Origin of the sequence: Bradyrhizobium icense, assembly GCF_001693385.1 — a bacterium.
GTDB classification, from domain to species: Bacteria; Pseudomonadota; Alphaproteobacteria; order Rhizobiales; family Xanthobacteraceae; genus Bradyrhizobium; species Bradyrhizobium icense.
In genome coordinates, this window is record NZ_CP016428.1 from 473,960 (window position 1) to 486,145 (window position 12,186).

Below are 12,186 nucleotides of genomic sequence, written 5' to 3' on the forward strand. Positions count from 1 at the left end.
GTCGGAAGCGCCGTTCCGGTATTCCCCGAAAGACTTACGGCCGATCGGGATATCGCCAGCCCTGACAATAGTCAGGATGGGAAAGGAGGTAAAGGCGGCTGCACCGCTCTGCAAGGTGCAGCCGGGCCAGCTTGCAGGACCGTTAATGGCGATGGTGTCGCTTGTGCCCGCCGCTGCCGTAACCCCGCAACTCCGTATACTTGGTCATCTGCGACGGGGTCAAAATGCTGCCGGTCGACAAATGATATTTCAGATGGGTCTCGCGCAGCATTCCCTGCGTGGCGGCAACGGCCGCGGTGGACGTCTTCAGGCTTTCGGGCGTGACGGTGCGGGTGGCAAACTGCTTGTCCAGTTCGGCTTCCTGCTCGATCAGCCTGGCGCCGAGCGGCATCGCTTCGGCCTTCATGGAATCGAACAGACGCTGCATGCTGGCGCGTTGCTCGGCGGAGAGTTCGAGCTTGTCGGCAAGCTCAAGTACGTGCAACGGCCCCGGATAGCCGTTCAGTTCGGCCGCGAGCGCCAGGCCCATTCCTCGGCCGGCGCCAAGATCAGAAATCTGCTGCTCCGATAGCGCCTTGATCGGGCGCGTCTGCATGCCTGCATAAGGGGTCTGTGCGTGCGCGCTGGTGACGAAAGCGATCGATGCAATCAGGGGCCAAATCTTCATCGTCGTTCTCCGGTGGGTCTGCTTGACACTTCGTGTTTGGTATCCGGCGCGCTCAGCACCGTCTTGCAGGCCGGCGGCAGCGCCGCCATTGTCAGCGGCGGCTTCGGCTTCGGCGGCACTTTCGGCGGCTTCGGGTGCAGCACCGCATCGCTGAACCAGTAGGCAAGATCGCCGGCGCTGCAGCCTTCGCCTTCGTTCGGTTCGGGCTGGCTTTCGCATTCGCTGGCGCCGGGCGGGCATTTGATGCGGATGTGGAAGTGATAGTCGTGGCCGTACATCGGCCGCACCTTCTGGAGCCACTGGCGATCGCCCTTGGCTTCGCGGCACAGCGCCTTCTTGATCGCGGCATTGACGAAGATGCGCTGCACGCTCGGCTCTCGCGCGGCGGCGCGGATCACCGCGAGATGTGTCGGCGTCCAGGTCTGCGGATCGATATCGAGCCGGTCGCTGCGCACCATCATCACCGCCGACATTTCCTCGCGCTCGTTGCGCGACAATTGCCGGTTCGGCATCGGCGTCAGCCAGATGTCGGCGTCGAGCCCCACCTGATGGCTGGCATGACCGGTAAGCATCGGCCCGCCGCGCGGCTGCGACATGTCGCCGACGAGTATGCCTGGCCAGCCCGCATCCCTGTGCGCTCTGGCGGCAAGCCGTTTGACCAGCGCGACCAGATCGGGATGGCCCCAGTAACGATTGCGCGATAGCCGCATCACCTGCCAATTGTCGCCGTTGATCGGCAGCCCTTCGGCGCCAGAGATGCAGCCATGAGCGTAAAACCCGTGCACGCGCGTCGGCATCGCCGCGGGCAGCACCTTGCGGCCGAACAGCTCCTTGGCGGCGATGGTGGGATCATTGGGGTTGGCCAGCGGCGGCAGCGGTTTTGGATGGACCGTGCCCTTGTCCTGCGCCCATGCGCTCGCGGCACAGGCGGCGGCTAGCATGGCTATGAGGGGGATCAGAAAAAGGCGGGGGTTCATCGCACCAGTAGGTTCATCGGATCTCGGTTCCCACAATCTTAGCATGAAATCGGCAAGAGAGGACAGGCGCCACAAGGGCAATTGCGTGGCACACTCCAGTGCAACAGCCTGCCGTACCGGAAGCGCAAGCTGCGGCGACTTCCCTATGCTGAACGGGCGTTGCGTTGCGGTCGCATTAACCGCGCGATAACCCTCTCGGGCCATTGACGGACATTTCTGCGCACGCGCGGCGTTTCGCGCATTCCTTGTGCACCCGCCGCGCGAGAAGCTGTGCCCCGGCGGTCACGCGTCGATTCGTCCCATGTATCGGCGGTCCGCAGCGAGCCTGCACACGCAAAGCGTGTGCGTGCTTTTTTGTCGGGCGGCGCATGAGGGCGCGCGACAGCAGTTTCTGCGATAAGAGATACCTTTTTTTCAGAGACTTATCTGAAAACTTTGCACGCAGAGTGCGAGTAGAGCGTGGTAATGCCGAAGAAGAAGCCAAGAGCTGCCAGGAAGCCGAAACAGTCGATTGTCCGTTTCGCTGGCCGGCCCGCAAAGCCCGCTGCCAAGCTGTCTGCCAGCCGTCGGCCCGCGATCGGCGAGGTCGTGCGCAAGCGCGCCGAGGTCGAAGCCGCGCTTGCGGAGGCGCGCAAATCGCACGAGCGCTTGCGTGAGGCGATCGATATACTGCCGCAGGGGATCGTGTTTCTCGACGCCGAAGGCCGTTACATTCTCTGGAACAAGAAATATGCGGAGATGTACACCCGCAGTTCGGACCTGTTCAGGCCGGGCGTGCGGCTGGAGGATACGATCCGCGTCGGCGTCGCGCGGGGCGACTACCCGGAGGCGATCGGGCGCGAGGAGGAATGGATCTCAACGCGGCTCGAGAAGCTGTTCCAGCCGGGTGAGCGGCATGAGCAACGGCTTGCCGACGGACGTGTCATCCTGATCGATGAACGCCTGACCGGGGATGGCGGCATCATCGGACTGCGCGTCGACATCACCGAACTGAAGCAGCGCGAGGCTTCGTTCCGGCTGCTGTTCGACAGCAATCCGGTTCCGATGATCGTTTGCGCGCTGAGTGACGAACGAGTTCTCGCCGTCAACGACGCTGCAATCCAGCACTATGGTTATAGCCGCGGCGAGTTCGAGAAGCTCACCATCCGCAACCTGCAGGCCTTCGACGTCGAGCCGCCATGGGCCGGCGAACACGCCGGAGACGAGCGCGCGGCCCGCGCCTGGAAGCATGTCAGGGCCGACGGCGCGCTGATCGATCTGGCGATCTATTCGCGACAGCTCGTTTACGGCGACCGTCCTGCGGTCCTGCTCGCGCTGATGGACAGCACCGAACGCAAGCGCGCCGAGGCGCGGCTGACGTTCATGGCCCAGCATGACGGCCTGACCGGGCTACCGAACCGCAATCTGCTGCGCCAGCAGATGGACGAGATCCTGCTGCGCACCCGCCGCAGCGCCGAAAAGGTGGCGGTGCTCGTGCTCGGCCTCGATCATTTCAAGGCGGTCAACGATACGCTCGGCCACGGCATCGGCGACAAGCTGCTGCGCGGCGTCGCCAAGCGATTGCGGTCGATGCTGCGCAAGGATGATGCGTTGGCCCGGCTCGACTCCGACGAATTCGCGGTCATCCAGAGCGGGGTGACGCGACCCGAGGACGCGATATTCATGGCGAGGCGCCTGTTGGACGCGATCGCTGACCCCTATCTTCTGGACGGGCATTCGGTCGTCATCGGCGCCAGCATCGGTATTGCGATGTCGCCCGGCGACGGCGATGAATCCGAGAAGCTCTTGAAGAACGCCGACCTCGCGTTGTCGCGCGCCAAGAACGATTCCCGCGGCACGTTCTCGTTCTTCGAGGCGGGTATGGACGCGCGCGCCCAGACGCGCCGCAAGATCGAAACCGAGCTGCGCGAGGCCGTGCACAGCGATGCGCTGCGGCCCTATTACCAGCCGCTGGTCGATCTTGCGAGCGGACGCATCACCGGCTTCGAAGCGCTGGTGCGTTGGCCGCATCCCGAGCGCGGCATGATCTCGCCCGCCGAGTTCATCCCCGTTGCGGAGGAGACCGGCCTGATCAACGCCGTCGGCGGTTTGATGCTGCGCCGCGCCTGCGCGGATGCCGCGCAATGGCCCGACGACGTCCGCGTCGCCGTCAATCTGTCGCCGCTGCAGTTCCGTGTCGGCAATCTGTTGTCGCTGGTCGTGGAAACACTGAGGCAGTCGGGTCTGCCGGCGAAACGCCTGGAACTCGAGATTACCGAGACGCTGCTCTTGGAAAAGAGCAGCGAGGTTCTTGCGACCTTGCATGCGCTGCGCGCGCTCGGCGTTCGTATCTCGATGGATGATTTCGGCACCGGCTATTCCAGCCTGAGCTACCTGCGCAGCTTTCCGTTCGACAAGATCAAGATCGACCAGTCCTTCGTGCGCGACCTCGCTGCCAATCCCGACGCACAGGCGATCGTGCGTTCGATCATCAGCCTCGGCAAGGGCCTCGGCGTCACGATCACGGCGGAAGGCGTCGAGACCGAGGCCGAGGTAAACTGCCTGCGCAACGAGGGATGCCACGAGGGGCAGGGTTTCCTGTTCAGCCGTGCGCGGCCCAATGCGGAGATCGTCAGCCTGTTGAAGACGCAAGGCAACTGGAGTGCGCCGGCAGGTGCGGCGCTGGTGGCGTGATTTGCCGTCATTCCGCGATGGTCCGAAGGACCAGACCTCAGATGCGCAATTGCGCATCGGGGAATCTCGGGATTCTCAGGGGCGCAATTGCGCACCATAGTTCGATGCTTCGCATCGCTCCGGAATGACGAGGCTTAGGTCGCTTTGCGCTCGTAATGACGGTGGAGGCTACTTCACGCGTTCCGCCTTCCGCTTCCTCACATGATACGTCAGTGCCAGCGCCACGCAGTGGCGCAGCGCGGCTTCGGGCAGTTTGTCACCGACGTCGAGCAGAATGCTGCGGTTGCCGCCGTAGCGCAGTTCCGGATAGAGCTCGCGAAAGGTCTCGACCAGATCGGTCTGGCAGTGGAAATAGACCGCATAGCGGCCGACCTCCGCCTTCACCTGGTCGATCCGGATCGTGCTGCCGCTCTTGCTCTCGGTCGTGAGATAGCTCGGCTGCCCCCATTTCAGCGTCTCTTCCAGCGGCCCGACGCCTTCGGTAGCCCTTGCGGTATCGAAGATCAGCCGGCGCAGCGCCAGCAGTTTAGCTCGGACCGGATTGGGATAGGCCTCGAATACGGCTTCCACCGCAGCGTCCCGGGCGGCAGCGCTCGGCCGTTTGGCGATGCGCTTTACAGCTCGCTTCCGTGCCGCCTTCTTCATTGCAATGTCAGCGCATCCTGCCAGCTTCTGTTGGAGAACCTAGAGCAGGACGCGAGGCCGCGGAAGCGAAAACGAAGCGCTTATGTCACGTGGTCTTGCGCGCGCCTGATCGGCGTTCCGGCGGGGTCCTTTGCGTGCCGGTCGGGGCTGGCCGCTTCATCGCGTCGTCGGCGGTGCGTTGAGATCGCCCGCCAGGATCGCCCGGCCGGCATCCTCGTAATGGGCGTCACGGCCCTGGATCTGCTGCGCGATCGCGTGCATGTCGCGAAAGCGGCGCTCGAACTTGTTGGCATTGAATACGGCCGTCGCGCCCGTCATGTGGTAGGCGGTATCAACCACGGCGGCCGATTGATGGATGGTCCATGTCGAAGCGATGCGCAGCGCCACGCGGTGGGCTTCGGTGATAACAGCGCCTTGCGACAGGTCACGCCACACATCCGCTGCAGTGGCATAGAGATAGGCGCGGGTGGCGCGCAATTGTGCTTCGGTGCGCCCGATCAGCCCCTGCACGGCGTTGTTGTCGCGCATCGCCTTTGACGCTTGCGGTGTCTTGCCCCGGGCGAGATCGATTGCCGCATCGAGCGTGGCGCGGGCGACGCCGAGCGAGGTCGCCGCAAAGCCCATGCCGAAAACCATGTTGGTGGAGAGCTTGTACAGTGGGCCGCTCTCGCGCAGCGCCGCCGGATCGTCGCGAAGCGCTGCGAACTTTTCCGGGATGAACAGATTGTCGACCGAATAGGAATCGGTGCCGGTGCCGCGAAGGCCGATCACGTCCCAGACGTCGTGCATCGTGGCGCTGGTCGCCGGAAACAGGATGGTCCGAATTTCCGGCGACCCGTCCGGCTTGCGCCGCGCTGTGCCGTCGGCTTCGACGACCCGGACATGGGCGCCGAGCCAGCTTGCCTGCCGCGAGCCGGATGCAAAATCCCAGCGCGCGCTGGCCTTGTAGCCGCCGGGAACCGCCTGCACTTCGTGGTTGATCGCGCCCCATGCCAGAATGCCGGGTGCAACGTTGAAGATTTCGTTGGCAGCATCGGGATCGAGATAGGCCGCGGTCATGGCGCAGACGCTGCACTGGCCGAGGCACCACGCGGTCGAGGCGTCGGCCTTGGCGACTTCCTCCTGCATCTGCATGAAAGTTTCAAGCGGCGCCTCGGCGCCGCCAAAACGCTTCGGCAGCAGCGCGCGGTAGAGCCCGTTCTCGATCAGCGCCTGTGTCACCGCGGACGTCAGCCGCCGCGTCCGTTCGATCTCGTCGGCCTCGCGCGCGATCAGTGGCGCCATCGCCCGCGCGCTTTCCACGAGGTCAGTGCCGGGCCGCCTGTTCATGCGCTTCCTCGCGTTCTTTTCTTTGGTGATGCTTTCGGTATTCACGCCGCCGCGCGACCGACGTTGAGCGACGCCTCCGGCGGTCGCTTGGCGGACGGGAAACTCAAGGCCACGGCGACGGCGGCCATACCGATGGCGAAGGAGCCGACATAGAGCCAGTTGTAGGCGCGGAAGGCGTCGAACAGCCATCCGCCGGCGAGCGGTCCCAGCGCCATGCCGAGGCTGGCGAATGCGGAGACGGCGCCGAACATGCTGCCCATGATGCGCACACCGAAATATTCGCGCACCAGCACGGCGTACAGCGGCATCACCCCGCCATAGGCGAGGCCGAAGACAACCGACAGCGCATAGAATTCGCCGAGCTGGCCGACCGCGAGATAGGTGGCGATCGCCAAGGCCTGCACGAACAGGCCGCCGACCAGGACGTGCTTGGCGCCGAAGCGATCGGCCAGCACGCCGAGCAGCAGGCGGCCGCCGAGGCCGGAGAAGCCGGCGAGGCTGTAGACGGTGACTGCGGTCAGCGGCGCGATGCCGCAGATCATGGCGTAGCTCACCAGGTGGAAGATCGGCCCCGAATGCGCCGCGCAGCAGGCGAAATGCGCGGATGCCAGGATGATGAATTGCGGCGTTCGCAGCGCTTGCGCGACCGTCCACTGCCCTTCAGGCGCGCCGGTCCCATTGGCGGCAGCAGGCGTCGACGGCTCCGGCGGCCGCCGCACCAGCAATGAGGCCGGGATCAACAGCGCCAGGGCGACGATGCCGATCACCAGCATCGCCGTTCGCCAGTCATATGACGTGATCAGCCAGCTTGCGAATGGCGCAACCGTCAGCGGCGAAACGCCCATGCCGGCCGAAACCAGGGCCACCGCGAGACTGCGCCGATGTTCGATCCAGGCGCTTGCTACGGCGACCATCGGCGCGTAGAAACTGCCTGCTGCAATCCCGATCAGGACGCCGAAAGCCAACTGGAATTGCCACAGGCTGGTGGCCTGGCTCGCGCCGATCAGCCCGGCGCCAAGCAATAGCGTGCCTGACAATACGACGATGCGGGTGCCGAACCGGTCGGACAACGTGCCCCAGAAAAATGCAGCCAGCCCCATCGCGAGAAAGTCGATCGTTGCCGCCGCCGAAACCCCGCTGCGCGACCAGCCCATCGTCTCCGAAATCGGCTGCAGGAAGACGGCCAGCGACAGCATCGACCCGAACGCAACGCACGTCATCAGCGCGCCTACGGCGACGACGACCCAGCCGTAGGAGAGCCCGGCGGACTTGCCCATATGTTTCCCCGCTCTTATTGTAATTGTAACCTGAGCGGGAAGATGGTGGCCTATTCGCGGCGCTAGAGCAAGTTGAGCGGCGTTTGTGACGCCGCAGCACACAGCAGCGAAAGTCCAGGAATCTGGCGTCTCATCTCGTTCAGACGGTCCGAAACGAAGGAGCCAGCTCAGCGCTCAGCTATCCACCTTTAGCGCGGCGATAAACGCTTCCTGCGGGATGTCGACCTTGCCGAACTGCCGCATCTTGCCTTCTTCTCCAGAAGCGCGCGTGAGGCTGGATTTCGCTGGTTCGGATGAATTTGGCAAGCACCCCACCGATCGCACGCGCTGCGATGATGGCGTCGTGCCGCTGATTTGCCCGACGTGTCAAATGGTTTCGCAAGATGCATCAGGCTGCACGCCGGCAGTCGTCGGCTACTTTGCATGGGGTTGTTTTCGATATTTTTGTTGTCCGGTCACGGAAGCAGACCGAATCTGTTCATGCTCTGGTGGTCTGAGCATTCGCCTCAGCTATCCACCTTCAACGCCGCGATGAACGCTTCCTGCGGGATGTCGACCTTGCCGAACTGCCGCATCTTCTTCTTGCCTTCCTTCTGCTTCTCCAGAAGCTTGCGCTTGCGCGTGATGTCGCCGCCGTAGCATTTGGCGGTGACGTCCTTGCGCAGCGCGCGGACGGTTTCGCGGGCGATCACCTTGCCGCCGATCGCGGCCTGGATCGGGATCTGGAACATGTGCGGCGGAATCAGTTCCTTCATCTTCTCGACCATGGCGCGGCCGCGGCCCTCGGCGCGGGTCCGGTGCACCAGCATCGACAGCGCATCGACCGGCTCGCCGTTGACGAGGATCTGCATCTTGACGAGGTCGGCGACCTTGTAGTCGGTCAGATGATAGTCGAACGAGGCGTAGCCCTTCGACACCGATTTCAGGCGATCGTAGAAATCGAACACGACTTCGTTGAGCGGCAAATCGTATTTCACCATCGCGCGGGAGCCGACGTAAGTGAGCTCCTTCTGCGAGCCGCGGCGGTCCTGGCACAGTTTTAGCACGCTGCCGAGATATTCGTCCGGCGTGAGGATCGTGGCCTCGATCCACGGCTCTTCGATGTCGGCGATCTTGACGACATCGGGCATGTCGACCGGGTTGTGGATCTCGATCTCCTGCCCATCGGTCAGGTGCATCTTGTAGATCACGCTCGGCGCCGTCGCGATCAGGTTGAGATCGAACTCGCGCGACAGCCGCTCCTGAATAATTTCCAGGTGCAACAGCCCGAGGAAGCCACAGCGGAAACCGAAGCCGAGCGCGGCCGAAGTTTCCATTTCGTACGAGAAGCTAGCATCGTTGAGCCGCAATTTGCCCATCGCCGCGCGCAGCGTCTCGAAATCGTTGGCGTCGACCGGGAACAAGCCGCAGAACACCACCGGGATCGCCGGCTTGAAGCCCGGCAGCATCTCGGTGATCGGCTTCTTGTCGTCGGTAATGGTGTCGCCCACGCGCGTATCGGCGACTTCCTTGATCGCCGCAGTGATGAAGCCGATCTCGCCGGGGCCGAGCTCGTCGACCTGCTCCATCTTCGGCGTGAAGAACCCGACGCGCTCGACATCATAGGCCGCGTTGGTGCCCATCATGCGGATGCGCTGGCCCTTTTTCATCGTGCCGTCGACGACGCGAATGAGCACGACGACGCCGAGATAGACGTCGTACCAGCTATCGACCAACAGCGCCTTCAGCGTTGCGCCGCGGTCGCCCTTGGGCGGTGGCAGGCGGGTGACGATAGCTTCCAGCACGTCGGGAACGCCGAGGCCGGTCTTGGCCGAGATCATCACGGCGTCCGAGGCATCGATCCCGATCACATCCTCGATCTGCTGCTTGACCTTGTCCGGTTCGGCCGCGGGCAGGTCGACCTTGTTGAGGACCGGCACGATCTCGTGATTGTTGTCGAGCGCCTGGTAGACGTTGGCGAGCGTCTGCGCCTCCACGCCCTGGCTGGCGTCGACCACCAAGAGCGATCCCTCGCAGGCTGCCAGCGACCGCGAGACCTCGTAGGCGAAGTCGACATGGCCGGGCGTGTCCATCAAATTGAAGATGTAATCCTTGCCGTCCTTGGCGCGGTAGTTCAGCCGCACCGTCTGCGCCTTGATGGTGATGCCGCGCTCGCGCTCGATGTCCATGGAATCGAGCACCTGTTCCTTGCCCGCCATTTCGCGGTCCGACAGCCCGCCCGTCATCTGGATCAGGCGGTCGGCCAGCGTCGATTTACCATGGTCGATATGGGCGACGATGGAGAAGTTGCGGATGTTGGAAATAGGCGCGGTTGTCATGGGCGCGGGATAGCATTCGCCTCCCCGTGCGGCAACCATCTTGCTGTATTTAAGGGGGTGTGAAGGCAAGTCAGCGGGGCTTTCCCGTGGGCCTGTAGTGATCGATTTCCGGGCATCCTTCTGCTAGGAATCGACGTCATCGAAAACCTGGAACTGACGATGCGCTGGATCACTCTCGCTACCGGGCTGCTCGCCGTGCTTTTCATCTCGCCGGCGGTTGCCGAAAGGCGCGTGGCGCTCGTCGTCGGCAATTCGGCCTATCAGAACGTGTCGCGGCTGCAGAATCCGAAGAGCGACGCGCTGCTGGTGGCGGACACGCTGAAACGGCTGGGGTTCACCCTGGTCGGCGGACAGGCCCAGGTGGAGCTGGACAAGGCAGGCTTCGACAGCGCCGTCCAGCGCTTCGGCAGCCAGTCTATCGGTGCGGACGTCGCCTTGTTCTACTACGCAGGCCACGGCATCCAGGTCCGCGGAACGAATTATCTGGTCCCGATCTCGGCGAATCCTGCGCGCGAGGCTGACGTCGATTTCCAGATGGTCGATGTCAATCTGGTGCTTCGTCAGATGGAAGGGGCGGGAACGCGGCTCAATATCGTGATTCTCGACGCCTGCAGGAACAATCCGTTCGGCGGGCGCGGGCTTCGTGCTGCCGACGGTGGCCTCGCCCAACTCCGCGCACCCGAAGGTACCCTGCTGTCCTACGCGACCCAGCCGGGCAATGTCGCGCTGGATGGCGATGACGGGCATAGCCCCTACACGCGAGCGCTGGTCGAGACGATGCAAAGACCCGGGCTCGATATATTACAGACCTTCAATCAGGTCGGCCTGGTCGTCAAACGCGCCACCGGCAGCGCGCAACAGCCCTGGGTATCGACCTCCCCGATCGATGGGGCCTTCTACTTCTCCGGCAACGCGCCCGGGCAGGTCGCGACGGCTGACCCGCAGTCAACGGTGCTGCCGCCGACATCAAACGTGCTCACGCCCGCGCCGCCGGTTGCGCGGACGCAATCGGATTTCATCTTCCCGGACTCCGACAGCCGTCTACTGTCAGAGAGTGACCTCAGGACGCTCAGCAAGGACGATCTGCGGATCGCCCGCAATGAAATCTTTGCCCGGCGCGGCCGCTACTTCAATGCGCCCGACCTGACCGCGCGATTTAGCAAGTTCGCCTGGTACGCGCCGCGCACATGGGATCCAGACCTCAACGCGGTCGAGCGTGCGAACGTCGCGTTGTTGGATCGGTTCGAGTCCGGCGCCGCGGCGGCGGCGAGCGGCTTCATCTTTCCCGATTCCGACCGCCGGCTGTTGACGCCGGGCGAAGTGCAGCGATTGTCCAAGGACGACCTTCGGATCGCGCGCAACGAGATCTTTGCCCGCAGAGGCCGCTTTTTCGAATCCGCCGACCTCAAGACTCGCTTCGAGCGGTTTTCCTGGTACGCACCGAACACCTGGAATCCAAAGCTCAATGCGATCGAGCAGGCGAATGTCGCGCTGATCGAGCAAGTCGGGAAGCGCTGAATGGCCACGCGGTGGGCGGCTTGTGCCTTTACCGTTCTAGCGCTCATGCCAGCGCTGGCGCATGGCGAAAGCAGAGGAGAACTGCTGGATCGCCTCGTTCGCGCCTATCCCGACGCCTTGTTGAAGCACGACGGCAAGACGATTACCTGGCGCGACGGCACCGTCATGCCCGCAGACGACGGCGTCGCCGAGAAGCCGTTCGAGGAGCTGTTACGCAATGCGTCCATTCTCGATCAGATGCGGCTGACATATCCCAAGGGGGTTTCAGCGCCGCCGGCTGTCAACGTCGACCCCGGACGATTCCGGAATGAGGCCTTCTTCAAGAAAATGTATGGCGACTGCAATGGCGGCGAGGTCAAACGCAATCTCGTGACGATTATCTGGTTGCCCCGGTCATGGGGTAAACCGGTCCAGGTGACGCGAGTCAATGGCGTGGCCGAGCGCCTCAAGCAGGTGTCCGCGGAGATCGATGCGCTCGATCCTGCGGTGCGCGCAGCCGCATTTCCGATCGCGGGTGTCCTGGCGTGCCGTCCCGTCGCCGACACCGGCAAAATGAGCATGCACGGCTATGCCGCCGCCATCGACTTGAACCTGAAATACTCGGACTACTGGTTGTGGGCGGGTAAAGGAAAAACCATTCCCTACAAGAACCGAATGCCGCAGCAGATCGTCGACATCTTCGAGCGCCACGGATTCATCTGGGGTGGCAAGTGGTATCACTACGACACCATGCACTTTGAGTATCGTCCGGAACTGCTGGGCAGATGAATCCGGTCACCTAA

9 protein-coding genes are annotated in these 12,186 nt (G+C 63.4%); 3 read left to right on the forward strand and 6 right to left on the reverse strand.

Annotation, left to right across the window (positions count from 1 at the left end):
- Nucleotides 1-142: 142 nt before the first annotated feature.
- Entirely contained in the window at nt 143-667 is a 525-nt protein-coding gene (locus LMTR13_RS02295; protein ID WP_065726504.1) for a Spy/CpxP family protein refolding chaperone, read from the reverse strand.
- A complete protein-coding gene (gene mepA / locus LMTR13_RS02300; protein WP_065726505.1) occupies nt 664-1,644 on the reverse strand; it encodes a penicillin-insensitive murein endopeptidase in 981 nt (326 codons plus the stop codon). The genes LMTR13_RS02295 and mepA overlap by 4 nt, the downstream gene beginning before the upstream one ends.
- Nucleotides 1,645-2,109: 465 nt before the next feature.
- Between mepA and LMTR13_RS02305 the strand changes: the two genes are divergently transcribed.
- Nucleotides 2,110-4,317, forward strand: coding sequence for a putative bifunctional diguanylate cyclase/phosphodiesterase (locus LMTR13_RS02305; protein ID WP_083218621.1), 2,208 nt, complete (start codon nt 2,110-2,112; stop codon nt 4,315-4,317).
- A 168-nt stretch (nt 4,318-4,485) separates the two neighbouring features.
- Here the strand turns inward: LMTR13_RS02305 and LMTR13_RS02310 are convergent, their stop codons facing one another.
- The 4 genes from LMTR13_RS02310 to lepA form a co-directional block, all read right to left on the reverse strand.
- A complete protein-coding gene (locus LMTR13_RS02310) occupies nt 4,486-4,962 on the reverse strand; it encodes a DUF1801 domain-containing protein (RefSeq protein WP_083218623.1) in 477 nt (158 codons plus the stop codon).
- A 156-nt stretch (nt 4,963-5,118) separates the two neighbouring features.
- Nucleotides 5,119-6,291, reverse strand: a complete 1,173-nt coding sequence (locus tag LMTR13_RS02315) for an acyl-CoA dehydrogenase family protein (RefSeq protein WP_065732356.1) — start codon at nt 6,289-6,291, stop codon at nt 5,119-5,121.
- A 41-nt stretch (nt 6,292-6,332) separates the two neighbouring features.
- Nucleotides 6,333-7,568 carry an MFS transporter gene (locus LMTR13_RS02320; protein WP_065726506.1) on the reverse strand — a complete coding sequence of 412 codons (1,236 nt, stop codon included), beginning with the start codon at nt 7,566-7,568 and terminating at the stop codon, nt 6,333-6,335.
- 506 nt (nt 7,569-8,074) lie between these two features.
- On the reverse strand, nt 8,075-9,886 hold the full coding sequence (gene lepA / locus LMTR13_RS02325) for a translation elongation factor 4 (RefSeq protein ID WP_028350981.1): 1,812 nt from the start codon (nt 9,884-9,886) through the stop codon (nt 8,075-8,077).
- A gap of 159 nt (nt 9,887-10,045) precedes the next feature.
- On the opposite strand from lepA, the gene LMTR13_RS02330 reads away from it, so the two are divergent.
- Nucleotides 10,046-11,404 carry a caspase family protein gene (locus LMTR13_RS02330; protein WP_065726507.1) on the forward strand — a complete coding sequence of 453 codons (1,359 nt, stop codon included), beginning with the start codon at nt 10,046-10,048 and terminating at the stop codon, nt 11,402-11,404.
- A 120-nt stretch (nt 11,405-11,524) separates the two neighbouring features.
- Entirely contained in the window at nt 11,525-12,172 is a 648-nt protein-coding gene (locus LMTR13_RS42105; RefSeq protein WP_236843263.1) for a M15 family metallopeptidase, read from the forward strand.
- Nucleotides 12,173-12,186 lie beyond the last annotated feature (14 nt).